22 protein-coding genes and 1 tRNA gene are annotated in these 25,225 nt (G+C 54.3%); 16 read left to right on the top strand and 7 right to left on the bottom strand.

From position 1 onward, the window contains the following. Positions 1-20: 20 nt before the first annotated feature. On the bottom strand, positions 21-338 hold the full coding sequence (locus tag H6F67_RS00655; RefSeq protein ID WP_190762307.1) for a hypothetical protein: 318 nt from the start codon (positions 336-338) through the stop codon (positions 21-23). A 361-nt stretch (positions 339-699) separates the two neighbouring features. Here H6F67_RS00655 and H6F67_RS00650 point away from each other — a divergent pair, with 361 nt between their 5' ends. After that, positions 700-2,229, top strand: coding sequence for a DUF1565 domain-containing protein (locus H6F67_RS00650; RefSeq protein ID WP_190762305.1), 1,530 nt, complete (start codon positions 700-702; stop codon positions 2,227-2,229). Between the two features lie 38 nt (positions 2,230-2,267). Next, positions 2,268-3,215, top strand: a complete 948-nt coding sequence (gene bioB / locus H6F67_RS00645) for a biotin synthase BioB (protein WP_190762303.1) — start codon at positions 2,268-2,270, stop codon at positions 3,213-3,215. Between the two features lie 809 nt (positions 3,216-4,024). On the opposite strand, the gene carB is transcribed toward bioB, so the two are convergent. Further along, positions 4,025-7,300, bottom strand: coding sequence for a carbamoyl-phosphate synthase large subunit (gene carB, locus H6F67_RS00640; RefSeq protein ID WP_190762301.1), 3,276 nt, complete (start codon positions 7,298-7,300; stop codon positions 4,025-4,027). 285 nt (positions 7,301-7,585) lie between these two features. On the opposite strand from carB, the gene H6F67_RS00630 reads away from it, so the two are divergent. Next, positions 7,586-8,629, top strand: coding sequence for a Fe(3+) ABC transporter substrate-binding protein (locus tag H6F67_RS00630; RefSeq protein ID WP_190762291.1), 1,044 nt, complete (start codon positions 7,586-7,588; stop codon positions 8,627-8,629). Between the two features lie 57 nt (positions 8,630-8,686). On the opposite strand, the gene H6F67_RS00625 is transcribed toward H6F67_RS00630, so the two are convergent. Beyond that, positions 8,687-9,712 (bottom strand): hypothetical protein, encoded by a 1,026-nt coding sequence (locus H6F67_RS00625; RefSeq protein ID WP_190762289.1) that lies wholly within the window; start codon positions 9,710-9,712, stop codon positions 8,687-8,689. Between the two features lie 284 nt (positions 9,713-9,996). Between H6F67_RS00625 and H6F67_RS00620 the strand changes: the two genes are divergently transcribed. Together H6F67_RS00620 and H6F67_RS00615 are read left to right on the top strand one after the other, a co-directional pair. Then, positions 9,997-11,673, top strand: coding sequence for a sensor histidine kinase (locus H6F67_RS00620; RefSeq protein WP_190762286.1), 1,677 nt, complete (start codon positions 9,997-9,999; stop codon positions 11,671-11,673). Then, positions 11,670-12,530: a DUF72 domain-containing protein gene (locus tag H6F67_RS00615; RefSeq protein ID WP_190762284.1), complete on the top strand. Its 861-nt coding sequence runs from the start codon at positions 11,670-11,672 to the stop codon at positions 12,528-12,530. Before H6F67_RS00620 ends, H6F67_RS00615 begins: the two co-directional genes overlap by 4 nt. Here the strand turns inward: H6F67_RS00615 and H6F67_RS00610 are convergent. Then, on the bottom strand, positions 12,527-13,309 hold the full coding sequence (locus H6F67_RS00610) for a class I SAM-dependent methyltransferase (RefSeq protein ID WP_190762282.1): 783 nt from the start codon (positions 13,307-13,309) through the stop codon (positions 12,527-12,529). The two genes, H6F67_RS00615 and H6F67_RS00610, sit on opposite strands and share 4 nt — an antisense overlap. Before the next feature lie 21 nt (positions 13,310-13,330). Here H6F67_RS00610 and H6F67_RS00605 point away from each other — a divergent pair, with 21 nt between their 5' ends. The 7 genes from H6F67_RS00605 to H6F67_RS00575 all read left to right on the top strand — a co-directional run bounded on the left by H6F67_RS00605 (position 13,331) and on the right by H6F67_RS00575 (position 20,164). Beyond that, positions 13,331-14,116 (top strand): HAD family phosphatase, encoded by a 786-nt coding sequence (locus H6F67_RS00605; RefSeq protein WP_313926741.1) that lies wholly within the window; start codon positions 13,331-13,333, stop codon positions 14,114-14,116. A gap of 96 nt (positions 14,117-14,212) precedes the next feature. Then, positions 14,213-15,349 carry a glutamate--cysteine ligase gene (gene gshA, locus H6F67_RS00600; protein ID WP_190762280.1) on the top strand — a complete coding sequence of 379 codons (1,137 nt, stop codon included), beginning with the start codon at positions 14,213-14,215 and terminating at the stop codon, positions 15,347-15,349. 151 nt (positions 15,350-15,500) lie between these two features. Then, positions 15,501-15,962 (top strand): tRNA (cytidine(34)-2'-O)-methyltransferase, encoded by a 462-nt coding sequence (locus H6F67_RS00595; protein ID WP_190762278.1) that lies wholly within the window; start codon positions 15,501-15,503, stop codon positions 15,960-15,962. Positions 15,963-16,383: 421 nt separating this feature from the next. After that, positions 16,384-16,590 carry a hypothetical protein gene (locus tag H6F67_RS00590; RefSeq protein ID WP_190762277.1) on the top strand — a complete coding sequence of 69 codons (207 nt, stop codon included), beginning with the start codon at positions 16,384-16,386 and terminating at the stop codon, positions 16,588-16,590. Between the two features lie 211 nt (positions 16,591-16,801). Then, a complete protein-coding gene (locus H6F67_RS00585) occupies positions 16,802-18,736 on the top strand; it encodes a peptidoglycan DD-metalloendopeptidase family protein (RefSeq protein WP_190762276.1) in 1,935 nt (644 codons plus the stop codon). Positions 18,737-18,858: 122 nt separating this feature from the next. After that, positions 18,859-18,931: transfer RNA gene (locus H6F67_RS00580), tRNA-Met, on the top strand. A 138-nt stretch (positions 18,932-19,069) separates the two neighbouring features. Then, positions 19,070-20,164 carry a site-specific integrase gene (locus H6F67_RS00575; RefSeq protein ID WP_190762275.1) on the top strand — a complete coding sequence of 365 codons (1,095 nt, stop codon included), beginning with the start codon at positions 19,070-19,072 and terminating at the stop codon, positions 20,162-20,164. A gap of 2 nt (positions 20,165-20,166) precedes the next feature. Here the strand turns inward: H6F67_RS00575 and H6F67_RS00570 are convergent, their stop codons facing one another. From H6F67_RS00570 to H6F67_RS00560, 3 genes are all read right to left on the bottom strand, one after another. Further along, entirely contained in the window at positions 20,167-20,385 is a 219-nt protein-coding gene (locus tag H6F67_RS00570; protein ID WP_190762274.1) for a DNA-binding protein, read from the bottom strand. Continuing rightward, the gene (locus H6F67_RS00565; RefSeq protein ID WP_190762273.1) at positions 20,378-22,603 is read right to left on the bottom strand and encodes an AAA family ATPase; all 2,226 of its coding nucleotides are present in this window, start codon (positions 22,601-22,603) and stop codon (positions 20,378-20,380) included. The genes H6F67_RS00570 and H6F67_RS00565 overlap by 8 nt, the downstream gene beginning before the upstream one ends. A gap of 401 nt (positions 22,604-23,004) precedes the next feature. Further along, positions 23,005-23,451 carry a hypothetical protein gene (locus H6F67_RS00560; RefSeq protein WP_190762272.1) on the bottom strand — a complete coding sequence of 149 codons (447 nt, stop codon included), beginning with the start codon at positions 23,449-23,451 and terminating at the stop codon, positions 23,005-23,007. A 295-nt stretch (positions 23,452-23,746) separates the two neighbouring features. Between H6F67_RS00560 and H6F67_RS00555 the strand changes: the two genes are divergently transcribed. The 4 genes from H6F67_RS00555 to H6F67_RS00540 all read left to right on the top strand — a co-directional run. Then, positions 23,747-24,025, top strand: a complete 279-nt coding sequence (locus H6F67_RS00555) for a helix-turn-helix transcriptional regulator (RefSeq protein ID WP_190762436.1) — start codon at positions 23,747-23,749, stop codon at positions 24,023-24,025. Positions 24,026-24,095: 70 nt separating this feature from the next. After that, the gene (locus H6F67_RS00550; protein ID WP_190762270.1) at positions 24,096-24,317 is read left to right on the top strand and encodes a hypothetical protein; all 222 of its coding nucleotides are present in this window, start codon (positions 24,096-24,098) and stop codon (positions 24,315-24,317) included. A 108-nt stretch (positions 24,318-24,425) separates the two neighbouring features. Further along, positions 24,426-25,001, top strand: a complete 576-nt coding sequence (locus H6F67_RS00545) for a hypothetical protein (protein ID WP_190762269.1) — start codon at positions 24,426-24,428, stop codon at positions 24,999-25,001. A gap of 43 nt (positions 25,002-25,044) precedes the next feature. After that, positions 25,045-25,225: hypothetical protein (locus tag H6F67_RS00540; RefSeq protein ID WP_190762267.1), on the top strand; the 181-nt coding region annotated here is incomplete at its 3' end.

The following is a 25,225-nucleotide window of genomic DNA, read 5'->3' as shown; positions in this document are numbered from 1 at the left end:
ATCATAAGAGGCTTGGGCAATTAGCGGCGCAGTCTTTTTCGCGATCGCAGTCTGGGTCGCCAAATCGATCGACTCAGGCCAAGCAGCAGCAGTCCGCGCTGCATTCGCTGAAGTTGCAGTCCCGATCGCTGGTAGGCTTGCCGCAGTTCATAAAGTCCAAGCTGGCCGTTGCGGATGTTTTCAGGCGCACCGTAGAGAACTTCGTGGGTGTTGCGTTCGGCTTCGGTCAGGGTGAAGGTGATGTCGGCAAGCGATCGCCGGAGTTGCAAAAAGCTCCAAGCGCCAAGTAGACACAGCAGGGCGATCAGCAGGTTGAGGACAATGACGAGGGTAATCATGACTTGGAGGGAACGTTAGTTTTCATGATATCGAGGGGTTGGGGAATCGATCGCTTCTGTTGATGCCTACAGAAGCGATCGCCTCAACAGACTCCAACAGAATCGATCGAGGTTTAAACTGCTTCTGGTTTCCGAGCCAGTGGAGGCTAGGGGCGTTGCCCCTCCTCCACACCTCCAACCCCAGCAGAGGACGATTGCATCTCCTCTGCACTCCTACGCAAGGGGCTACTCGCAAGGTCAATGTGGCGCTACGCATCGGTGGGTCGTCCGCGTCTTTCGTGTTGCTTGCTTTCGCTTTATTCCCTCTCTGCCGATACCCCTTCTGAAGGTACAATGACATCGCCCAATCACCTTAATCAGCATGGTGCAGTCGGCGGCGATCTATTATGTGAATCCGCAAACGGGAAATGATGGCTCGGCGGGCGGGCAGGGAAGTCCGTTTCGATCGCTCACTCGCGCATTGCGGCAAGCTGGCGTGGGGGGAACGGTGCGGCTGAGTGCGGGAACTTACAGCAGTGCGACGGGCGAGGTGTTTCCGATCGTGGTTCCGGCTGGTGTCAGTGTAATTGGCGATGAGGCGAGTAAGGGTAGCGCGATCGTGATTAGCGGCAGTGGGGTATTTGCCAGTCCCACGTTTGGGCAGCAAAATGTCGCAGTGCGGCTCGAATCAAACGCGCAACTGCGGGGTGTGACGGTGAGCAATCGGGCAGAGCGCGGCACGGGCGTTTGGCTGGAATCGACTGCACCAACGATCGCCAACTGCACGTTTACAGGTTGCGGACGCGAAGGAATTTTTGCGACGGGGGCGGCAAATCCCGACATTCGAGACTGTGTGTTTAGCCAAAATGCGGCGAGTGGCATGTCGATCGCTCGCAATGCTAAAGGCGAAATTCGTCGCAATACCTTTCAGCGGACGGGTTACGGCATTGCAATTAACGATAATGCTGCTCCCTTGGTGGCAGATAATCGAGCGACAGACAATCGGGCGGGCATCGTGATTGCAAATCTGGCGCGTCCGGTGCTGCGAAACAATGTGCTAACCGGAAATGGGGAGGGCTTGGTTTTGCTGAATACGGCTCTGCCGGATATTGGGCAAACGCAAGATCCAGGTGGCAATGTGTTTGCCAACAATCAAACGATCGATCTGCGGAACAGTACGTCAGCGGCGATCGTTTCAGTTGGCAATCAAGTCAATCCAACGCGCATCAGCGGCAATGTCACGCTTGGTGTCAGTTTGGTGACGGCTCCCGCTCCTATGCCTGCCCCCACGCCTGCCCCCACTCCTACTCCAACGCCCACGCCGATCGTCCCCGGCCAATTTCCGGACATCAGCGGCCATTGGGCAGCGAGCTTCATCAATGGATTGGTATCGCGCAACATCTTGAGTGGATTTCCGGACGGCACGTTTCAGCCTGAGCGCAACATCACTCGCGCTCAATATGCCGCTGCGATCGCGCAAACCTACAATCTCTCTGCCCAACGACCGGACATCCGCTTTGTCGATATCCCGCCGAATTTTTGGGCGGCAAATGCGATCGCCAAAGCTCAGCAGATGGGCTTCATCGCTGGATTTCCCGACGGCACGTTTCGCCCCAGCCTCAACCTAACGCGCATCCAAGCGATCGTCTCGATCGTCAATGGCCTCGCGCTCACAGGCGGCACTCCCAACCTCCTCAGCGTATATCGCGATCGCGCCGAAATTCCCAGCTACGCCACAACTGCGGTTGCTGCTGCCACTGCCCAACGCCTGATCGTGAACTTTCCCCAGGTCGATCGCCTCCGCCCGCTTGTAGACATCACCCGCGCCGAAGTCGCCGCCATTCTCTATCAAAGCTTGGTCGCTGCGAAGCAAGCTCCGGCAGTGAGTTCGCCTTACATCGTGTCAGCTTAGAAGCGACATCGACCCAATTCCTAATCCCCAACTCCTCTATGTCAAACGATCGCCACAACTGGACACACTCCGAAATTCTCGATCTCCTCAAACTGCCCCTGCTCGATTTGGTTTATCAGGCGCAAACCGTTCACCGTCAGCACCACACGCCCAACCAAATTCAGCTTGCCACGCTGCTCAGCGTCAAAACCGGAGGCTGCGCGGAAAATTGCGCCTACTGTCCGCAGTCTGCTCACCACGAAACGAGCGTCAGCAAACAACCAACGCTTGCAGTTGACCAAGTGCTGGCGGCGGCAGAACGAGCGAAAGAACTGGGAGCGAGCCGCTTTTGCATGGGCTGGGCATGGCGCGAAATTCGCGAGGGCGAAGCGTTTGAGCAAATGCTGGCGATGGTGCGCGGCGTTCGATCGCTTGACCTGGAAGCCTGCGTCACAGCCGGAATGCTCAATCCCTCGCAGGCAGAACGTCTGGCCGAAGCGGGCTTGACCGCCTACAATCACAACCTCGACACCAGCCCGGAATTCTACGGAGACATCATCACAACGCGCACCTATGTCGATCGCCTCGCCACGCTCCACCATGTCCGACAGGCGGGCATCACCGTTTGCTGCGGCGGCATCATCGGCTTGGGCGAAAGCCTGGACGATCGCGCCCGCCTGCTGGAAGTCCTCGCCAATCTCAATCCGCATCCTGAAAGCGTGCCGATTAATGCGCTGGTGGCGATTGAGGGAACACCGCTGCAAGACCAACCGCCAATCGAACCGTTTGAACTTGTCCGGATGTGCGCCACTGCCCGAATCTTGATGCCCAAATCTTTTGTCCGCCTCAGTGCCGGACGCAACAACCTGACACCAGAAGCGCAAGTTCTTTGCTTTTTGGCAGGCGCAAATTCAATTTTCTACGGCGAAACGCTGCTGACAACCGCCAATCCAGCACGCGATCGCGATCGCCAGCTACTCGACTCGATCGGCGCAGTTTGCGCTTAGCAGATGTTAAAAAGCGATCGAAATCAATAAATGCCGAGGGGAAGTTTTGCAATCGCATTTGATTCACCAGAGGCGATGAAGCAGTAAGAAAGAGCCGATCGCTTTTTCGTGGGGCGATCGATTCCTATTCTAAAATTGAAGAAAGGTCGATTTGCTCAGGCAATTATTGAAGAATATCAGGGCTTGTGCGAAGCAGATATTCGAGCGTGTTTATTGTTTGCAGCACGATCGCTAGAATGAGCGATCAACTAACAAAATCGCAACATGGCAACGATTGCTCGATCGCTACCTCAATCAACTCATGATAATTTCGTTGTCGTTACTGAAACACAAGTTCGCTTTGGTCGAGTGTGAGCGATCGAATCACGGCAAAGTAAGTGCATGGCTGCTAAATCAATGGCAAGAAGGCAACACATAATCAACCCAACATTCGGAATTCATTTGCTAAGAATAGGTAGCATAATATCAACACACAGACGAGAAACAATCCATTCGTCAAGCCATAAAACAAGTAAAATAATTTCGACTTGCCAAAAAACATGAGGCAGATATGCCACAGCCACGCAAATAAAATTCCAAAGACAGAGAATACGAAGAATCTATCGAGTACAAAATCACAGTCTGTGGTGTGTCGAGCGCAATAAGCAAAAGATTCTGAAAATTCGATTGTGCTGGAAATTCCAAACGCACTAACAATCATAAGTAGATTGACCAAGGCAGGCGCAACTCGCAACCAAACCGGAAGAATTTGTTTGCGAGTCGATCGTCTAAACATCATCTAATTTCCAGAATCTTTTGCTTAGATTCTATCAACTGACATAGTCCTGAATTGCTTTGACTTCGAGCGGTTGGGACTGGAGCGATCGAATTGCCGCAGCCGTCGCCTTTGCACCCGCAATGGTTGTAATAATCGGGATTTTGTAAGACAAAGCGGTGCGGCGGATGATGCGATCGTCCACCTGAGCCGTTTGACCGATCGGCGTGTTGACGATGAGGTGAACCTGCTGGTTTTTGATCGAGTCGAGAATATGCGGGCGGCCTTCATGAACTTTTAACACGAGTTCTACGTCGAGTCCGTGTTCTTTCAGCGTCCGGCGTGTGCCCTCGGTGGCGATGATTTTGAAGCCCAGATCGATCAGGTCTTTGACGACCGGAACGGCAGCGAGCTTTTCGCGATCGTTCATCGAGACAAAAACCACGCCCTGCATCGGTAAGCGCTGGCTGGCTGAGAGTTCGGCTTTGGCGAAGGCTTTGCCAAAGTCGCTGTCGATGCCCATGACTTCTCCGGTCGATCGCATTTCTGGCCCCAAAATCGTGTCAGTTCCGGCGAATTTCTCAAACGGCAGGACGGCTTCTTTGACGGCAATATGCGGCGGGATCACTTCTGAGGTGAAGCCCAAAGATTCGAGAGTTTCGCCAGACATGACGCGGACGGCCATTTTTGCGAGGGGAATGCCGATCGCCTTGGACACAAACGGCACGGTGCGCGAGGCGCGGGGATTCGCTTCGAGGATGTAAACGCGATCGCCCTGTACGGCAAACTGAATGTTCATCAGGCCGATTACCTTGAGGGCTTTGGCAAGCTGGACTGTCCAAGTGCGAATCGTTTCGAGAATCGGTTCGGGCAGGGAAACGGTCGGAATCGAGCAGGCCGAATCGCCAGAGTGAATGCCCGCCTGTTCGATGTGTTCCATGATGCCGCCGATCACCACGTTTCCGGTGTGGTCTGCGATTGCGTCCACATCGACTTCAACCGCATTTTCCAGGAACTTGTCGATCAAAATTGGGTGATCCGGCTCGACCTGCACAGCATAGGTCATGTAGCGATCGAGTTCTTCATCGGCATAGACGATTTCCATCGCTCGACCACCCAAAACGTAACTCGGACGGACGACGACCGGATAGTTCACCTGACGAGCGACCTTGACGGCTTCATCGTAGCTGCGGGCAATGCCGTTGGGCGGCTGTTTGATGTCCAATTCGCGCAAAATTTTCTCGAAGCGTTCGCGGTCTTCGGCAATGTCGATCGAGTCAGGCGAAGTACCCCAAATCTTCGTATTGGGCAGCTTGCCGCTCTCCAAATAGTCTTGCAGCGGCACAGCCAATTTCAGCGGCGTTTGTCCACCAAATTGAATGATCACGCCTTCGGGCTGTTCGGCTTCAAGGATGTTCAAGACATCTTCTTTGGTCAGCGGCTCGAAGTAGAGTCGATCGCTTGTGTCGTAATCAGTCGAAACCGTTTCGGGATTTGAGTTGACCATGATCGTCTCAAATCCTTCGGCCTGCAATGCGTAGGAAGCGTGACAGCAGCAGTAGTCGAACTCGATGCCCTGCCCGATCCGGTTGGGGCCGCTGCCCAAAATCATCACTTTGCGCTTGGTGGACGGCAAAACTTCCGATTCCGTCACGGATTCAACTTCTTCGGTGAGTCCGATCGCTTCCGACTCATACGCTGAATAGTAGTAGGGCGTGAACGCCTCGAATTCTGCCGCGCAGGTGTCAACGGTTTTGTAAACGGGAATCACACCAAGTTCTTTGCGGCGATCGCGTACCTGATCCTCAGTCGTCTTCGTGGCGTAGGCGATTTGGCGATCGCTAAAGCCTTGCTGCTTGACGGCCAGCATTTCTTCTTTGCTGAGCTTACCGAGTTCCGATCGCTTCAAAAACTTCTCGGTTTCCAGCAAGCCTTGCAGCTTATCGAGGAACCAGGGATCGATCGCCGTTAGTTCGTAAATTTCATCGACGCTCATGCCCATCTGCATCGCGTGACGGACGGTGAAGATGCGATCGGGGTTTGGCGTTCTCAGTCCAGCGCGAATCTGTTCAAGGCTCGGCAGCTTCTCAGCTTTATCGCAGCCCCATCCGGCGCGGCTAATTTCCAGCCCGCGTAAGGCTTTTTGAAACGATTCTTGGAACGTCCGCCCGATCGCCATCGTTTCGCCAACCGACTTCATTTGCGTGGTCAGTGTGGGCGTGGAACCTGGGAATTTCTCAAAGGCGAACCGGGGAATTTTGGTGACGACATAATCGATCGTCGGCTCAAAGCTGGCCGGAGTTTTCTTCGTGATGTCGTTGGGAATTTCGTCCAATGTGTAGCCGACTGCCAGTTTTGCGGCCATTTTTGCGATCGGAAATCCGGTTGCTTTCGAGGCGAGCGCGGAACTACGCGACACACGCGGATTCATCTCGATCACAATCACATCGCCCGTATCGGGATTGATTGCAAACTGAATGTTCGATCCGCCCGTCTCAACGCCGATTTGCCGAATAATTTTGATCGAAGCGTCCCGCAAGCGCTGATATTCCTTGTCGGTCAGGGTTTGGGCGGGCGCGACCGTGATCGAATCTCCCGTATGGATGCCCATCGGATCGAGGTTTTCGATCGAGCAGATGATCACCACGTTATCGGCCAAATCGCGCATCACCTCAAGCTCATACTCCTTCCAGCCCAGCAAAGACTGCTCGACCAAAATCTGTGAGACGGGACTGGCATCAAGTCCAGACTGCGCGATCTCTTCGTATTCTTCCTGGTTGTAGGCAATGCCGCCGCCCGATCCGCCCAGGGTGAACGCGGGACGGATGATCAGCGGGTACGAGCCGATTTTCTGCGCGATCGCCTTGGCTTCGTCCATCGTTTCCGCCAAGCCGGACGGACAAACGCCAACGCCAATTTTCTCCATCGCTTCTTTGAACAGCTTGCGGTCTTCTGCCATTTCGATCGCCGGAAGCTTCGCGCCGATTAGCTCCACGCCAAATTTTTCCAATGTGCCGTCCTTGGCAAGGGCAACGGCCAAATTCAACGCCGTCTGTCCGCCCATCGTTGGCAACAGCGCGTCCGGGCGTTCTTTTTCGATTACCTTGGCGACGATTTCTGGCGTCAGCGGTTCGATGTAGGTGCGATCGGCAGTTTCCGGGTCGGTCATGATCGTCGCCGGATTCGAGTTAATCAGCACAACTTCATAGCCTTCGTCGCGCAGCGCTTTACAAGCTTGCGTCCCGGAGTAGTCGAATTCGCTGGCCTGCCCGATCACGATGGGGCCAGAACCGATGAGCAGAATTTTGTGAAGGTCGTCGCGGCGAGGCATGGCAGGGCAACAGATTTAAAATCCCACTCATTGTAGAGGGAATTTTCTTCTGATTGCGTGTCGTGATTAGCGGAACGATCGCCGCGATCGCGCTAGCCCTTCCTAAACTGTTGCAAAATATTTCTGGCAGCATCAAGAACTTGACTGAGCAATCTGGCCTCCGCTACGGTCAGAAGGTTGGAAGTTGTTAGGAATCTGTTGCATTAGCGCGTCAGCCTTGGCAGCGATCGCGCCGAATTTAGCAACCCATCAATCTTGTTCAAAATTTGGGATTGAGTTGGAATCATGAAACGAATTAGCGCGGTTGCGATCGGATTTGCTCTGTTGCTCGCGACGGGATGTCAAACCGCTCAAAATGCAGAAGGTGAAAGCGATGTCCGCGAAGTCAACGTTTATTCGTCGCGACACTATGACAGCGATGACGAAATTTATCAAGAATTTACCGAGTCAACGGGCATTCGCGTCAACCTGATCGAAGGCAAAGACGATGAACTGATCGAGCGCATCCAAACGGAAGGAACGAACAGTCCTGCCGACGTGCTAATCACCGTTGATGCCGGACGCTTATGGCGAGCAGAGCAAGCAAAAGTGTTGCAGCCTGTGCAATCAGAAACACTGGAAGCCGCGATTCCCAACAATTTTCAGCATCCTGATAATCTCTGGTTTGGCCTGACGCAGCGGGCAAGAGTGATCGCCTACAACAAAGCCCAAGTGCAACCGTCTGAACTTTCGACTTATGAAGCGTTAGCAGAACCGCAGTGGCAAGGGCAAGTGTGCATCCGCAGCTCCACAAACATCTACAACCAATCGCTGCTTGGCTCGATAATCGAAACGGTTGGCGCTGACAAAGCTGAAGCGTGGGCAACAGGCTTGGTGAACAATTTGGCACGCGAACCGGAAGGCGGCGATGTCGATCAAATCAAGGCGGTCGCGGCAGGAGAATGCAAAGTGGCGATCGTCAATCACTATTACTGGGCGCGAATGATGGCTTCAGACGATGCCGAAGACCGAGAAGTCGCTGAAAAAGTTGGCCTGTTTTTTCCAAATCAAACCGATCGCGGCACCCACGTTAATATCAGCGGTGCGGGCGTTGTCTACGATGCGCCCAATCGCGAACATGCGATCGCCTTTCTCGAATTTCTTGCTAGCCCCGAAGCTCAGGAAGTTTTTGCCAAGGGCAGCTATGAATTTCCGGTTGTCGAAGGCGTGGAGACAGATGCGATCGTCGAAGGACTCGGCGACTTCAAAGCGGATGCCGTCAACGTTTCCGCCCTCGGACGCAACAACCCCGCAGCCGTCGAGATTGCCGATCGCGCACAGTGGAAATAATCGATCGAGCGCTGTGAGGTGAGCGGCTCGATCGATCACTTCTCGCGATCTGACTTCCTACTGCGAAGCAAGCGACAGCGTTGTCTCCGGACTGGTTTCGTTGCCGCTGCGAGCCGTTGCCCGCACGGTGTACTGCGTTGGCACGGGCAGACGCGGTGCGGGAACATCGATCTGGAAGCGTCCACTGCTGTCAGCAGTCACTTCGCGATCGACCAGCGTTGAGGTTTGCCCCAAATTAATTCCCAAAACAGAAACGCGACCTGTCACATTCACGCGAACACGGGCATTTGGACGAGTTTGACCAACAAGCGTAAATCCTGCTGGGACGCGATCGCCGTTGCGGTGACTCGTAAAGGTCGGTTGCAGCGTAGAAGTGTCGGGCGTCGGCGTCGGCGTCGGCGTTGGGGTGGGCGTCGGCGTCGGCGTGGGAACCGTGATGGGAGCGTTGAGAAGCACGGGAGCCGAAGCTGCCGCATAGGTGGACTGGTTGTTTTGCCGTAGACGAGCGATCGCAACGCCATCCAAGACGCGATCGCGGTTCGATACGGTAAGTCGCGCTTCATACACGCCATTGGTAATTTCACGGGCAGGCAGTTCGCGCACCGTGCCGCCTTCGACCAAAAGAACGCTAGCCTGTGCGCCTGATGTGCCGTTGAAAGAAACGATCAGCGTTGCTCCGGTGCTGAGTGAGGCGGTGGCGTTGTGCGTAACGCTGGTGATTTGGGCAGTCGGTGCGGCTGCAACAGTAAAATTCCACGTGGCGCTGCGGGCATCTCCGCCACTGCCGCGATAGTCAACTCGGACGCGCACGGTTCCGGGAGCAAAGGGGCGATCGGGACGATAGCTAAAGAAGTTGCGGGTGATTGTGCTGCGACTGGTGACATCTTGATCGTTGACGAAAACTCGCACCGAAGCGGGATCAACAGGCGCATCAAACTGAGCCGAAATCGAATCGGGAGAGGCAACTTGGCTGTTGAGTTCTGGGCTAGGATCAACAACACGCTGTGCAAAGGCGGGAACAGCCAGCCCCACCGTTCCAGAAAGCAGCATTGTCATGAACAGCGTCAATAATGGTTTCGACATCGCGGTATTCTCGATTACACGATCGCAATTTCACAAAATAAACAGGGTACGATTAGGGGACTACCTGGTGCAGCAGATGTTCCCTCGCTCCGGCAGCACTGCCACCCCTAGCAAATACGGTCTTCCCTGTGACCATTCTTAGGCAATTGCGTCACCAGCGGTAGAAATTGGTTGATACTAGAACAAGCGTTTTTCCAACCTTTGCAGTTGGACAGATTCGATCGACCTCATGAATCAGTAGCATCTCGTGCCTTGTTGCTCCGCCTACTTGCGACCTTGTGCTTATGTTGCCTAGCTTGTTAGAGCAGTTACGCCCTTTGTGCCGAGATGAAGCTGCATTCGTGCAGATGCAGGCCATTCTAAATTCCAAATTTGAACAGCTTCATCGCGAACAAGACGCGCTCTCTCATGTCATCGCCAAAATTCGCGCTTCCTTAGACCTCGAAACCATCTTCAAAACAACAGCGATCGAAGTGCGTCAGTTGCTCGATGCCGATCGCGTCGCGGTCTTTCGCTTTGATCCTGAATCGGGCTGGAGCAGCGGCGAATTTGTTTCCGAAGCGGTCTTGCCGCAGTTCAGCGCGGCGCTTGCTGCTCAAGTTTGCGATTACTGCTTTGGCGATCGATTTGCTGCCGACTATCATCGCGGTCGAGCACAAATTGTAGAAGACATCTACGCCGCCAATTTGAGCGACTGCCACATTGCAATTTTGGGTCAGTTTCAGGTGCGAGCAAATTTGGTGGTGCCGCTGATCAAAGGATTCGACCTGTGGGGCTTGCTGTGCGTTCATCAGTGTCATGCACCGCGCCGCTGGCGATCGAACGAAATCAAATTTGCCATGCAAATTGCCGATGAGCTTGGCGTTGCCCTTCAGCAAGCCGAACTCTTGCAGCAATCTCAGCAGCAAGCCGACGAACTGTCAGAAGCGCTCACGACGCTGCAAAATACGCAGATGCAGCTAATTCAAAGCGAAAAAATGTCTGGTCTGGGCGAGCTGGTGGCAGGCATCGCCCATGAAATCAACAATCCCGTCAATTTCATCTACGGCAATCTCAATCACGCTACGCAGTACGCTAGCGATCTGCTCAAGCTGCTGGCGCTCTATCAGCAATCGGCTTCGCCTGACGAGATTGCCGCTTGCGCCGAAGCGATCGATCTGCCGTTTTTGATGCGCGATTTTCCGCAGCTACTCGGCTCCATGCAAATTGGTGCTCAGCGTATCCGCCAAATTGTGCTCAGCCTGCGTAACTTCTCTCGCCTCGACGAAGCCGAAGTGAAGCCTGTTGATATTCACGAAGGCATCGAGAGCACCTTGCTGATCTTGCAGTATCGCCTCAAAGCCAAAGCCGGAACAACGGGAATTCGCATCCTCACGGACTATGGCAACCTGCCCCTGGTGGAGTGCTATCCCAGTCAGTTGAATCAAGTCTTCATGAACTTGATCAGCAATGCGATCGATGCCCTCAGCGAAATTGCGGCACAGCCACTTCACTCCTGCCCCTACTGCCAAATCACCATTCGCACTCGCCTAATCGAGCGGCCAGCAGGCAACATGGCTGCGATCGAAATTTCCGACAATGGCCCTGGCATTCCCGCTCACCTGATGCCCAAACTCTTCAATACCTTTTTCACCACGAAACCGCTCGGCAAAGGCACCGGACTTGGCCTTTCAATCTCCCGTCAAATTGTTGTCGATCGACACGGTGGCGAACTGCGCTGCATCTCGGAAGTGGGGCAGGGAACAACGTTTGCGATCGAAATTCCAATTCAGCAATCAGAAGGAGGAGGTCAAGTGTTGGATGTTGAGGAGTCACCGCTCGCTGATCGCTTGCAGGCGATCGACCGCCAGACTTCATCAAGCTATTCGTATCCAGCCGACCTCAATCACACGACGCGATCGTGGCGTGTCGGATCGGATTCGTCCACACCCGACACTCGACACTCGACACCCAACCCATGACCTTTCATCTCGGCTGCGCCATCTGGAGCTACAAAGACTGGGTGGGCGATCTATTTCCCGCTGGCAGTCGCAGCCGCGATTTTCTCTCGCTCTATAGCCGCCGCTTCACAACCGTCGAGGGCAATACAACGTTTTATGCCGTGCCGGATGCGGCAACGGTTCGCCGCTGGAAGGCGGAAACACCGGACGAATTTAAGTTTTGCCTGAAGCTGCCCCGCGATATTTCGCATCAGCGATCGCTAATGCCACAACTGGCTGCTGCACAGCAATTTTTCGATCGCGTTTCTCTGCTCGAATCGCGCTTAGGATTGCTGTTTTTGCAACTGCCGCCCCACTACAGCCCCGCCCAATTTGACGATCTCGCTCGGTTTTTGCAGGCATGGCGACCAAACGTCAAGCTGGCTGTTGAAGTGCGTCATCCCGATTGGTTCACCGCTGCTCAAATCGAAAAGCTCGATCGCCTCTTGCGTGAATTGAACGTGGGTCGGGTGCTGCTCGACAGCCGCCCAATTTATCAAGAAGCCAAAACTCAGTTCGATACCGTTCCGGGAGCGCTTCGCGATCGCCGTAAGCCCAAGCTGCCCCTGCTCCCTGGCTTGACCGCTGATTTCACCTTGATTCGCTACGTCAGCCACCCCGATCGCGCCAAAAACGCCGCCTTTCTCACCGAATGGGCAACGCATCTGCAAACCTGGCTTCCCAGTACGCAAATTTACTTCTGCGTCCACTGCCCGATCGAGGTGCAGTCCCCCACGAATGCCCATTTCGTCCAGCAAGTGCTTGAGGAACAAGGCGTTTCCGTGCCCCGTTTGCCCTGGGATGCGATCGAACAAACCGCCCAGCTTGATTTGTTCTAGGTCGCTCGATGCCCGATCGAGCCGCTGGCGATCGATTTTTCAAACACCATCAAATGCTGCTGCGGCAGGCCGTCAAACGTTTTCACCCAGCGCAAGCCGATCGCCGCCATTTCGCGGCGTACCTGTCGCTGCGTCATTTTGTGCAGTCCTTTGATGGGAATGAACGGATTTTCGCCACGATATTCAGCCAAAATCACCTGTCCGTGTGGACTGAGCGATCGCACGATTGCCGTCATCACTTCATAGGGATACTCAAATTCGTGATAGGCATCGACGATCAGGACGCGATCGATGCCGTTGGGCAAATGTGGATCGGTAGGCGTCGCCAGGATTGGCTCGACGTTTTCGACGTGATCTTCCGCTTTTAAGAAGTTGAGAATTTCAACCATTTCGGGCTGGATGTCAACAGCAAAGACTTTGCCCTGCGGCACAAGCGGCGCAATCCGAAAGCTGAAATAGCCTGTTCCCGCTCCGATGTCCGCAACGCGATCGATCGGCTGCAAATCCAGCGCATCGATCAGCTTTTGCGGCTGTTCTTCCCAACTGCGGCTTGGGCGTTCCAGCCAGCTTGCGCCCGTATGTCCCATAACGCGAGCAATTTCGCGACCTTGATAAATTTTGCCGATGCCGTCACGGTGAGGCGATCGCGTTTGGTAAATTGCCGTTGAGTCTGCCGCAGCAGTCAGCGTCCAAACAGATAGAAGGGCAAGCGTCAGAAAAACGCTGAGCAGAATGGCGGCAATCCACCAGGGCGGCTGCTTGACGGGTTGACGGCTCATGACGTGATTGGTGCATCGAGGATGGATCGATCGTACCGCAGCCCGATCGCCTACCTGGTTCGATCGGGCTTCAGACAGCGGTGTGCCGCAGACGGAACTACCTACAATGAGGAGGTTGCTTTCTTTGAACGAATGCTGAGTGCGCTTTTGTTTGATCTCGACGGCACGATGGCAAACACCGACCCGATCCACTATCGAGTTTGGCAAACCGTGATGCGCGAATTTGGCCGCGAGATCGATCCGGTGTTTTATCAGGCGCGATTTAGCGGACGGCTCAACGAAGAAATTATTGCGGATTTGCTGCCCTGGCTGACGCAGGAAGAAAACAATCAACTCGCCGATCGCAAAGAAGCGATGTTTCGCGATTCCGCCGTCACTCTCCTCCAGCCGATGCCCGGACTGCTCGAACTGCTGGACTGGATCGATCAGCATGGCCTGAAGCGAGCCGTCGTGACGAATGCACCCCGCGCCAACGCCGATTTTATGCTGGACGTGCTGGCCGTGCGCGATCGCTTCCCGCTAGTCGTGCTAGGTGAAGAACTCTCGGAAGGCAAACCCGCCGCCATGCCGTATTCAACTGCCGTTGCCAAGCTAGAAATTTTACCGGAGGAGGCGATCGCGTTTGAAGATTCGCATTCCGGTGTGCGATCGGCGGTGAGTGCAGGCATTTATACGATCGGCGTTGCTTCAACGCATCCGCCTGTTGAACTGACAGCCTTGGGCGCAAGCTTTGCGATTCACGATTTTACCGATCGCCGCCTGCTCGACTGGCTGCAAGAAATGATCGCACCCGCGCCAGCACCTTGAGGCAGTCAGCACCCTGAGACAGCCAACACCTTGCGGCAGATGTGAGCGTTCCGCAATCGCAGATACTAAATACAGAAGCGATCGAGGAAAGTATCTGTGCTGCTGTCAAAAGGATTTGAAGTCGAGATGTACACGGGCACGCCAGCGGGCGATATTGTGGGCTTTGCCGATCGCATCGTCGCTGACCTTGATGGCTTTGTGCGCGAACCCGACAGCCGCAACGTCGAATACACAACGGCTCCACGCTACCGATATGAACGCTTGCTGTGCGATCTAGTGGAACCGCGTCAGCGACTGCGAGCCTACCTGCGGCAGTTTGGCGACTATACGTTAATTCCAGGCAGCACATTGGCCTTGGGCGGCAGCGATCGCTTCCATCGCTCTGACCCCAACAATCCCTATCACGCCTACATCGAACAGACCTACGGCACAACGGTTGTTACCGCCAGCATTCATATCAATGTCGGCATATCCGACCCAGAAGTGTTGATGCAGGCTTGTCGGCTGGTGCGGCTGGAAGCTCCGCTCTATCTTGCGCTGAGTGCCGCCTCACCATTCATCGACAGCAAACCGACGGGCTATCATTCGACGCGCTGGGGCGTCTTTCCCAAAACGCCCGCTGATGTGCCGCTGTTCAGCAGCCACGCACACTTCATCGAGTGGACAGAGGCGCAGTTGGCAGCCGGAACAATGCAAAACGTGCGGCATCTTTGGTCAGCCGTCCGGCCAAATGGCGATCGCCGCCCTTACAATCTCAACCGCCTAGAGCTTCGCATCTGTGATTTGGTCAGCGACCCGATCGCACTGCTGGCAATCACCGCCCTGCTCGAAGCCCGTCTGCTGCAACTGATCGAAACCCCAACTCTCGATCCGCTCAAACTCAGTTCGCTTTCGCCCGAAGAACTAGTGGCGATCGCGGATGCCAATGAAACTGCCGCTGCCAAAGCTAGCCTTGATGCAACGTTGCGACACTGGCAAGATGGCCGCGAAATTTTGGCTCGCGATTGGGTGGCCGCGCTCTATCAGGAAGTCAGCCCGATCGTCAAGCGACATGGCTTTGGCTGCTTCCTCTTGCCGATTCAGAAAATTCTGCGCGAGGGCAATGAAGCTCAGCGCTGGCTGCGGCAGATCGAACAAGGGCAAGACAGTCGAGCGGTGTTGCAGCAGGCGATCGCGGCGGTTGAGCAGCAAGAACAGCTTCTCGCGCAAGACCTCTGCCAGCAAGCTGCCTAACACAGGCAGCTTAACAATCGTGCGTAGCAAATTTTTCGATCGTCTGCCTTCAGATAGACTTTACAGATAAAAGATCTCTATCGATCGATTCGATTACGAGTCGATCGCGTCCCTGCTTTTGGGAACCATAAGGAATTTGCTGCTGTTGCTTATGCCTCAAGTTGTTTTGGTCAATCCGCTAATCCCGCCAAATACCGGAAATATTGCTCGTACCTGCGCTGCAACTGATACAGAGCTACATCTAGTTGGGCCGTTGGGATTTGAGATTAGCGATCGCTATCTAAAGCGTGCCGGACTGGACTACTGGCCTTATGTGAAGCTACATGTTCACGATGATTTAAATGCTTTTCAGGCGCATCATCGATCGCGAGGCGGTCGCTGGATCGGCTTTAGCACTTCAGGCGCATCTAGCTATATAAAGTATCAATTTCAGCCGCAAGACTGGCTGCTGTTTGGTAGCGAAACCAAGGGACTGCCGCCTGCTGTGCTCGCCGCTTGTCAGGCAACTGTCTACATTCCCATGAGTCAGTCGGGAGTACGCAGCCTCAATCTTTCCGTCAGTGCGGCGATCGGTCTGTTTGAAGCGCGGCGGCAGTTAGGATTGCTGGAATAGGGCGATCGCTGTTCTGCATTAGTGCCTGTGCTCGAATTGTTGCTGAATTGTTACTCAAAAGTGATGAAGCGCCTTTGAGCGGCTAATTGCAACCGATCGATGCTGGATTGAGCGGTGCAATCCGCGTAGGTATGCAGAAAATGCAATTGAGAAAATTGATTTCTACTTTAGTCGGCTACAATACAAAATCCTCGTTCTTTTGATAAGAAATTTCTATTCTTGAGCATTTCTCATCTCAGTCTGGAGTCAGAGGCTAATTTTTTTGTGGCCACCCAAAATTCTCGCAACTTTGCATCTGAAACTTCGTATTCATCAGCAGTTTCGCCGATTGCGATCGCCCTTAAGTTTTCGATAGCAACGCTCGCTGAGGCGTTATTTTGAACACGTCGAACCGCAAAAATCTTGCTAACGCAATCGATCGATGAAACCGATTCGTGCAGCGGCTTTGCGCTTCTTTAGAAGATCGCGGCTTCTGAAAAATCGCGCAGGTTGCCAATATTTTTCTACAAAAATTTATTCCTTCCACAAGAAGGGGATTGCATTTCTGAAAGAGTGGGGTAAACTTAGCGATTGGTTAGGCAATAACTCAAGCCGCACCGAGCCTGCACCTACCGATCGAATGAACTAAATCGATCGCCGCTAAACTCCCAATTTACGAAGGGGTGAATTTTTCAAAAGCTGGTGTAGGCTTGTCTAAACTCAAAAAGCGGGGTAATCTTACCTACGTTACGAGGTAGACAGTGATTTCGTTCTCGACTATGGTGTGATACGAATCACTGACGTCCTTCGAGTTCAGTGGCTTGAGGACAGTTAAACGCTGGTCATTAGGAGGTCGTTCTTTGAAACGAGCAATTTCCCAGAAGATAAAGCTTGTTGCATCGCACAGTAGCCCAGAAGCGGCGGAGCCTGCCAGTTCGATCGCTTTAGGAGCACACCGCAGGTCTCGTACCTCTGCGGCAATGGTTGGTCTTGCGCTGTCGATGGGTGCGGCCAGTCTGCTGCTCCCACGTCAAAATGATGGGGCAATCGCCGCAGAACCGCAGGCCGCAGAACCACAAGCAGCGATCGCACCCGCCGAATCGCCAGCCGCCGTTGCTCCCCCAGAAGCTGCGCCTGCGCCAGAATCGGCCAATCTTCACCGAGTGCGTAGCGGTCAAACGCTCCGACAAATTGCCCGCAAATACCGAGTGGATCTCCAAGCCCTCGCCACTGCGAATGGCCTATCGCCCAACAGCACTTTGACTTCCGGGCAGATGCTCACAATTCCCGCAGATGCTGCCCCGGAAGCTGCGATCGTTCCCGTCAGCGCACCTGCTGCTGACAATCTCAAGCTTGAGCAAGACCGCGCTCTTGCCTCTATGCGTCAAGAGCGCGATCGCCTTGAGGCCAATCTTTCCGAGTTCAAAGTTGAATCTTCGCCTCCAGAAGTTGCGCCCGCCGCAGACGAAGCAATTTCCAGTGAAGCTGCACCTAGTGAAGTTGCGTCCAGCGCCAGCTTGCCCGTTGAAGAAGCGACTGTAGAGCCATCTGCCGCCGTCGAATCCCCTGCGGCCATTGAGCCGTCGATCGCGCGTGCGCCCGCTTTGCGTCCAGAACCGATCAGCCAGCCTCAGGCAATCTCCCATCGTGTAACTCCGGGTGATACGCTCGGCAAAATTGCTGATCTTTACAATATTTCCCAGCGCACCCTGGCAGAAGCAAACGGCCTGAGCAACCCCAACCTCATTGTGGTCAATCAGGTGCTTACGATTCCGACCAGCACCCTGCCGCCCGAAACAATTCAGTCTGCTAGCACCAGCAGGCTCGATCCCGATCCAGCCGTTGCAGGCAATTCGAGCCAGTATTACCCGATGGTCACGGTTCCGACCGTACCGAATGCTCCCAGCCCAGCCGCCTCGCCCTCTGGTGCGATCGCTGCTGTGCCGCCTGCCGCCGAACTGACTGAAGCAGATACAGCGACGGTTGCAGTTGCCAGTCCCAGCGCTGCGCCCGCTGTTGTGCCTGTTCAACCTGCTACGGCTAGTTCAGAAGCAGCGTCCAATCCGTACATCGAGCGGCTGATGGCTGAAATTGTAACGATGCGCGAACGCTACCGGAATGGTGAGCGTGCCGCTGCTCAGCCTGTGGTTGTGCCGACTGTGCCTGCTCCAGTTCAAGTTGCTGCCGCGCCGATTGCTCGTCCACCCGCCGCGCCGATCGATCAACCCAACGCTGCAACTCCGCCAGTTTCGCCCGCAGCTAGCCCAACATCACCGTCGGAACAGCTTGTTGCCGTTGCTCCGCTGGGTGCCCAAAACTATACCTCGCCTGTCACTGGACGATTGGTTTCACCGGATTTGCCGCCGCTGCCAAGTGCAGAAGCTTATCTGCCGCAAGGTGCTCCTGTATTCAACGGCTATCGCTGGCCTGCACGCGGCGTTCTCACCTCTGGCTATGGCTGGCGCTGGGGCAGAATGCATCGTGGCATTGATATTGGTGCTCCGACTGGAACTCCGGTTGTAGCTGCTGCTGCTGGCGAAGTTGTTTTCGCTGGCTGGAACTCTGGTGGCTTCGGCAACCTGGTTGATATTCGTCATCCAGATGGCAGCCTGACACGCTATGCCCACAACAGCCGCATCTTGGTTCGTCGCGGGCAGCAGGTCGAGCAAGGCCAGCAGATTTCTGCGATCGGAAGTACAGGCAACAGCACCGGACCACACTTGCATTTTGAGGTGCATCCGCCGAATCGAGGTGCGGTCAATCCAATCGCCCTTCTGCCTCGCTCTCGCGACTAGTCTTTCGTCAGCCGCAAGCTTCGATCGAGCAACCTTGCGGCTGACAAAATTTAAACGAAGTTCGCGATTGCTTCTGGTAATGTGCTAGATTAGTTAACTGAAACCACGTTGCCAGTGGATATGGCTCAGTAGCTCAGTGGTTAGAGCAGGGGACTCATAAGCCCAAGGTCGCAAGTTCAAATCTCGCCTGAGCCATCTTTTCAGCGTTTATAAAACTCTCGTAACCCAATTACAGCAAGGGTTGCGAGAGTTTTGTTTTTTCCTAACCATCCTCAACCATCCCTAACCATCCCTAATACTCCACTCTTTTTTAGGCACGATTTAGGCACTGGCATGATTGAGGGAAAATTAGCGCAAGCAAACGGACGGCTACGGTCAGCAAATGTTGGCGTGACGATTACCCAAAAAGGGAATCATCTTTATCTGCGGGCGACACTGCCACCGAGACCGGGAAGCGATCGCACTCGTGCTTTTCAGCAGCGCATCTCGCTGGGCTATCACGCAAATCCTGCTGGCTTGAAGCTGGCCGAGCAGGAAGCACGGAAAGTTGGAGCGCTGCTGGACTGTGGCGAGTTCGATTGGAGCGTGTATGTCAAAAGTGAGGTTGAAAATAACATACAGACTGTTGCTTATTGGATCACACGTTTTGAGGCGGACTACTTCACTCGAAGACGGCGATCGCCGCAGAGTGAGACGACTTGGAAGGATGACTATCTGAAAGTCTTCAAAACGCTGCCGAGTGAGCAACCGCTGACGGTTGAACTGCTGAGGTCAGCAATTGACTCGACAGAAGCCGACAGCCGGACGCGGAGGCGATTTGTAGATGTTTGCTCACGATTGGCTGACTTTGCGAGCCTAGACGCGAATTTCAAGCCGCTGCGTGGAAGTTATTCAGCCGCTTCGACTGAGGTAAGAGATATTCCTTCCGATCGCTTGATTGCACAGTGGTTCGATCGCATTCCCAATGCGGCATGGCGCTGGGTATTCGGCATGATGGCAACCTACGGACTGAGGAATCATGAGGTTTTTCACCTTGATTTCTCTAAGTTCCCCGTGCTGATGGTGTTAGATGGCACCAAAACAAATTTTCATCGTGTCTATCCGCTCTACCCAGAGTGGGCAGAGGTTTGGGAACTCGAAAAGGTACTCATTCCAAATTGCTCAGGCAAAAATAATTCTGATTTAGGCAATCGAATTACTCACGCTTTTAAGCGCTATGGCGTTCCGTTTCCTCCCTACAATCTGCGGCATGGTTGGGCCATCCGATCGCTGGAGTTTGGAATGCCGATCGAGCTGGCCGCTCAGCAGATGGGCCACTCGATCGGCGTTCACACGCAAACCTATCACCGATGGATTAGTGAAGAGGTTCACCAGCGGGCCTATGAGGTGATGATGAACCGAGGCGATCGCCCGCTTCCACCCCGTTGAAGTTACCGTTCCTCCTTCCGGGTTTCGAGTAGTTTGCGGATGCGATCGAGATGCCAGCGGTAAGTAGGCCTTGCTGCGTGAGGACTGGCGATATTTCTCCAGTGCGTCCCTTCCCTCAGCGAACCGTCGTCACGCAGCTTCCAGAGATGCTTTGGTTTGAAGCCGAGGGATTTGCAGACTTCACCGCTGGCAACCCAAGCGCTGCTGATTTTCTTAACCATCGCGATCGCCTCCCCTGCTCACGAACTTCACCTGCGCGATCGCATACGTGCGAGTGATATGCCATCCCTCGCCTTTCACCCTCACCAAATCACCTTCAACCGATTCGACCGTGACGAGTTTTCCCCAGAACTGGCCAGATCGAATTTCAACGCAATCACCCTGTTGAATAGCGGAGTGATCACCCTGGTTCTTTTGTTGAATAGGCGGAAGGCTTGCTGTGTCTGCGTTCTGAGATTCTTGTTGAATAGAGTTGAATTGTTGTTGAAAAGCCGAAATGCTTGCTGTGTCTGCGTTTGAGGCTTGTTCGTGGCTATATTCAACAATTTCTCTTTCTGGCAAGGGATCAAAGGTGATCAAACTGTCACATGTGCCAATGTGATCACTGATCACCTTTGGGGTATTAAGGGAAAAATCATTTTTTGTTGAATAGTGGCCTGTATCGCTGTCTGAGTCTGGATTTGCGCTATTCAACAGCGTATTCAACAGTTGAATAGTGTTGAATAGCGCAAGACGGTAGGTATAATTACGCCGCGTCCCTTCTTTGATGACGCGATCGTCAGCAGCATCAACGGTTTGCAGCCTCGCCAAAACTTCATAGAGCGACTTTTTAGGGATTTGTGTCGCAATGTGAATGTCATCGAGTGATGACCGTTGAACTTGCTTGAGATATTCAACAACTCGCTCTTTCTGATCACCTACGATCACTGGCTGCCACTGGCCGAGCAGTCGCCACGTGAGCGTGTTGGCATCGAGCAGAATGCTGAGGTCATGTTTCCCCCAACCGTTTTCCACACAGAGGCGGAAGTTGCGTTCGCCAGCGGCAATGATCAGCGAGCCACGACACACGGCGCGAATCGAACTAGAGCCGCGAATCGTGTCGAACACGTCGATCGTCCCAGCATTTTCTGCTGAGACTTTGTTGGTATGGTGCACCAGCAGGACGCAGCAGCCGATTTCCTGCGCGAGTTCTTGCAGTGGCTCCAGCGCTTGACTCATTTCAGCAGACGATTCAGAAATACTGCCGTCGCGAATTCTGCTCAGGGTGTCGAGAACGATTAGGCGTGGATCGAGTTCTTTGGCGAGTTCTCGAAGCTGGTCAATCTCGGAGAGTTTGAACTTGTCGAACCACGCGACGGGGAGGCCACGAGTCCAACCTTGAGCTAGTTCCCGCTCTTTCGTCTTCGCTTCCCCGTCTTCGCAGCGGACATACATGACTGTGCCCTGCGTCACAGGTCGATCGAGAAACGTATCGCCAGCAGCAACGGCGCGGGCCAGCGTCATCGCCATCAGCGATTTACCTGCTCTGGGGCCTGCTGCCAACAAGAAAAGCTCGTCCGCCGTCAATAAGTCGGGGACGAGCCATTCGGTGTAGTCGGGAGCCGAATCTAGTAATTCATCATTCCACTTCAGTCGATCGCGCAGCTTGTTGGGCTTCTGAAGCGGTTTGACGGCGATTGTAGCGCTGTTGGCTGCGTGAATGATGTCTTGCAGGGTGAAGCCGCCATTGAGCGCGTCTGAGATGTCCCAACCGTGACTCTGGCAGTTGTCGGGCATGGGGACGGCAGCGATGCGAGCGCGATCGCCCAATGCCTCTGCGACTTTTTTGGCACCCTCTTCACCGGGAATCTTGCCGTGCTTGTCGGGCTTGTCGTTGCGATCGTAAAAGATGCTGACCGTTCCCGGTAGCTTGTCGAGTTGCTCCAGTGGCGGAACTGTGCCACATCCGCAGGTGAAGCAAGCGACGGCGATCGGTAGATCGGCGTGTCGCATCTGCCAACCCAGCAGCATTGCATCCCATTCCCCTTCGCAGAGGAAGGTCTGCTCTGCTTCAACCGGACGCCAAGTGAACCAGACCCGCGCGGGAATGCCAGCTTGTGACCAAGCGCGATAGTCGCGCGGACGGTCGGACTCGCTGAGCCAGGGCGCGACTCGTTTCTTCTGGTGATAGGCAGTACCGTCGTCATTCGCAGGTAGGGGAATCGCGATGCTGGGCAGATGGCGATCGCCCACTTTCGATCGGGCAAAGCCCAACTGATAGCGGGCAATAATCTCGTCCGTAATGCCGCGCTGGTGGAGCCACTGCTTCGCTGGCCCGTTCGACTTCATCAATTCCTGATGGGAGGCCAGCATTTTCTGCGGTGAAATGGTCAGAGATTTCGCAGCCGGGGAAGGCGCGGCCAGCGCAGCGGGAATTTGCTGAGGCTTGGGAGTGCCCAACGCAGCACGAATATCAGCAGGGGAACAACCGCGAAAACACTTGTAGGCCCCATTCTCTTGAACAGAGAGATTCGTGTTTTTCGCTTTCCCATCGACTGCACAGCAGGGACAAGCACCCCTACCCTTAGAATTAAATTCGATGTAGTTTTTGATGTCGAAGTTCATCAGGAACGCTCCAAATCTATAATTGGGCTGCCTCAGTGGAGGCAACTGACACGAAAAAGCCCGATCGCACGCCTGAGAATGTCGCGATCGGGCTTTTGGGTTATCGAGTGTAGTTGCGCCTGAGCAGTGAACAGGCTGAGCAACGACGGAGGCTTGCTAGTCGAGGCTGAGCGCAGCTTTCACAGATGACGATGCGTGGCTCGGTGATGACTGAGATGGCCGGACGGTGACGCTGTTTAATCACGAGTCGCAGCCTCCCAAGCATCCGTGAGGCGATCGATATTTGCTTCGACCGTTTCAAGGTCATCGTTCTCGTATCGCTGTTTGCCTTCCCTGAGCAGGTAGGCCACCAGCGTGCTGATGTCGAGACTGCCGCAGTCGCCAACCTTGGCTCCGGCAGCAACGATCACCTCTGCCGCCAATTGCAGCGCGTTCATTTGAGTTCCAATCGTGTCGAGCATTTGTGCGCGATCGAGCGAGGCCATGATGCTGATTTCGTCAATCGCTCCAGTGGCGTGCTGTTGCAGCACGTTCCACAGTTGCTCAGCGCGATCGCCTTCAACTTGAATGACATCGCCACAGGGAAAGCAGACCCAAATTTGCCGAGGTGATTCGTCCAGCCGGACGTGGGACACTTCTGCGAGGTTGATCAGCCTATTCTCGAATCGAATGAAGGTGCTCATGGTTTAGAATCCTTGGATTAGGTTTGGTGAAGCGCAAACTCACAAAAAGGCCACCAGCGGCATCGTGCTGGTGGCCTTTTCTATTGGTTTCAATTTCTCTTCAGCATCTTTCCCTCCTGCGGCTTGACAGCCCGTTGGTTTGCGGTTGTGAGATTCCCAGCGATGTGGGAAAAGTGTGTCTTCCCTGCTCAGCAGAGAATTGGGGAATGCAAGCCGGAATTCCGACCACGACATCAGAGCCGACTTGCCCCGTTGTTTATCTCCGTGACATATCACGGTGACTAGTCATTATGATATGGTAGATTCAAGCAAGTTTCAATTCGAGGAGGGAAAGTCCCCCTTGGCAACACTTCGAGATCTGTTAGGAGGTATTTCGCAGGAAGACCTAGCTAGAAGGCTAGGAGTAACGGTTGTGACCATCAGCAGGTGGGAACGTGGCGTTACTCCTACAACTCTGACCGTGCCTCAAGCAAAAGCCCTTCAGCGCGAACTTAAGTCAATTGGTATGGATATCGCAGACTTGCCGGACGACTTGAGTAAATTTCATTCCAGCGACCCCGCTGATCGCAACTGACGATCTATCCCCCTGATCGCCAGTCGCTAACCCCATCCCTATCTCCGTTAGGAAGGAGCTGCCGTCCATCATGACCACGAATCCACCAGAAGGAGTCGATCGCAGCGTCAATCAGATGATTGAGGCCATTGATGCGATCGTCGCGGAACTCAACCAAACTGTGAATGCTCTGCATTCTGCCGTCGTTGAAACTGCGGATGCCTATTCACTATCTCGAACTGCTCTTAAGAAGGTGCGAGAGCATCGCAACGAGGTTGTTGCAATGGTTGAGAATTTGCGAGGCGATCGCTAACCGCACACGAACCGCACATCGATCGCACAGTGTCCGCACAGACTACGCACAAGTCCGCACACTTGCACAGACTGAGTTTGAGCCAATTCACAAACCGGAGACGCACAAATGCAGCACATCCAAGCGCACATCGAGCGCACATCGAGCGCACAAGCCCGCACATATACCGCACAAGCGATCGCCGCTGAGCACGAAGACCTCGCCAAAGAGGTAACAATTCGCACCCGTTGGTATCCCTGGGTTGCCAAAGTTGCCCCAGAACCACTGCTGAAGACAGAGCATGGCTACACCGAATTGGCGCGATCGCTGTTTGCCGACTATGCACAGCACGTCAAGCGCGACGGTATGGCACCCATAAGCTGGGTTGAATCCGCCAAAGCTCGCTACTCCCAAGAGTGGCAGTCTGCGGGCGTGATTGAAGCCGAAGTTTTGCCGCCCGAAGTGGGCGGAACGCTTGCACTGGCAAGCGTCCAAGTTTCGACTCTGACCCAACGCGGGGAAGAGCGAAAAGCGCGACTGCTCAAACTGATTGAGCAAAATCGATCGGCTGAAGGCAACCTCAGCCAGTCGCGTCGCGAAATCGCTGAGCAGCGAGGCATCAACGCCGCGCTGGATGAATTCGAGATTGAGCTAGAGTCCAAAACCCGCACGCTCAATCAACTGCGTCAACTCAGCGATTACTAAACCCGTTACGGCTAGAGGGGAACTTGCAGGGACACCTCTAGCCGTGACTCCACTACAGGAGCTACTTCAAGTGAACCAAATTCTGAAGCCGGATAATCCGGCAATTCTGCGATCGATCGCCGTTTGCACCGTTGCCAGCGCGATCATCGCAGCCGATGCCATCAGCCCGATTCCGCCAGCCGGAGCAGACGACTACACCTACAGCCGTGTCGATCGCCATTGCG

The organism is Microcoleus sp. FACHB-1515 (assembly GCF_014696105.1).
Lineage (GTDB): Bacteria > Cyanobacteriota > Cyanobacteriia > Elainellales > Elainellaceae > JAAUTJ01.
The sequence above is the reverse complement of the archived record's forward strand: the minus strand, read 5'-3'. Positions and strand labels throughout refer to the sequence as shown.

Bases quoted from the DNA above. Each gene is read 5' to 3' on its own strand.
- H6F67_RS00630 (WP_190762291.1), top strand. From the start codon at position 7,586: ATGAAACGAATTAGCGCGGTTGCGATCGGATTTGCTCTGTTGCTCGCG.
- H6F67_RS00605 (WP_313926741.1), top strand. From the start codon at position 13,331: ATGGATCGATCGTACCGCAGCCCGATCGCCTACCTGGTTCGATCGGGC.
- H6F67_RS00615 (WP_190762284.1), top strand. From the start codon at position 11,670: ATGACCTTTCATCTCGGCTGCGCCATCTGGAGCTACAAAGACTGGGTG.
- H6F67_RS00560 (WP_190762272.1), bottom strand. From the start codon at position 23,451: ATGAGCACCTTCATTCGATTCGAGAATAGGCTGATCAACCTCGCAGAA.
- H6F67_RS00595 (WP_190762278.1), top strand. From the start codon at position 15,501: ATGCCTCAAGTTGTTTTGGTCAATCCGCTAATCCCGCCAAATACCGGA.
- H6F67_RS00625 (WP_190762289.1), bottom strand. From the start codon at position 9,712: ATGTCGAAACCATTATTGACGCTGTTCATGACAATGCTGCTTTCTGGA.
- H6F67_RS00575 (WP_190762275.1), top strand. From the start codon at position 19,070: ATGATTGAGGGAAAATTAGCGCAAGCAAACGGACGGCTACGGTCAGCA.
- H6F67_RS00570 (WP_190762274.1), bottom strand. From the start codon at position 20,385: ATGGTTAAGAAAATCAGCAGCGCTTGGGTTGCCAGCGGTGAAGTCTGC.
- H6F67_RS00655 (WP_190762307.1), bottom strand. From the start codon at position 338: ATGATTACCCTCGTCATTGTCCTCAACCTGCTGATCGCCCTGCTGTGT.
- bioB (WP_190762303.1), top strand. From the start codon at position 2,268: ATGTCAAACGATCGCCACAACTGGACACACTCCGAAATTCTCGATCTC.
- H6F67_RS00620 (WP_190762286.1), top strand. From the start codon at position 9,997: ATGTTGCCTAGCTTGTTAGAGCAGTTACGCCCTTTGTGCCGAGATGAA.
- H6F67_RS00610 (WP_190762282.1), bottom strand. From the start codon at position 13,309: ATGAGCCGTCAACCCGTCAAGCAGCCGCCCTGGTGGATTGCCGCCATT.
- H6F67_RS00590 (WP_190762277.1), top strand. From the start codon at position 16,384: ATGAAACCGATTCGTGCAGCGGCTTTGCGCTTCTTTAGAAGATCGCGG.
- H6F67_RS00550 (WP_190762270.1), top strand. From the start codon at position 24,096: ATGACCACGAATCCACCAGAAGGAGTCGATCGCAGCGTCAATCAGATG.
- H6F67_RS00545 (WP_190762269.1), top strand. From the start codon at position 24,426: ATGCAGCACATCCAAGCGCACATCGAGCGCACATCGAGCGCACAAGCC.
- H6F67_RS00555 (WP_190762436.1), top strand. From the start codon at position 23,747: ATGGTAGATTCAAGCAAGTTTCAATTCGAGGAGGGAAAGTCCCCCTTG.
- carB (WP_190762301.1), bottom strand. From the start codon at position 7,300: ATGCCTCGCCGCGACGACCTTCACAAAATTCTGCTCATCGGTTCTGGC.
- H6F67_RS00650 (WP_190762305.1), top strand. From the start codon at position 700: ATGGTGCAGTCGGCGGCGATCTATTATGTGAATCCGCAAACGGGAAAT.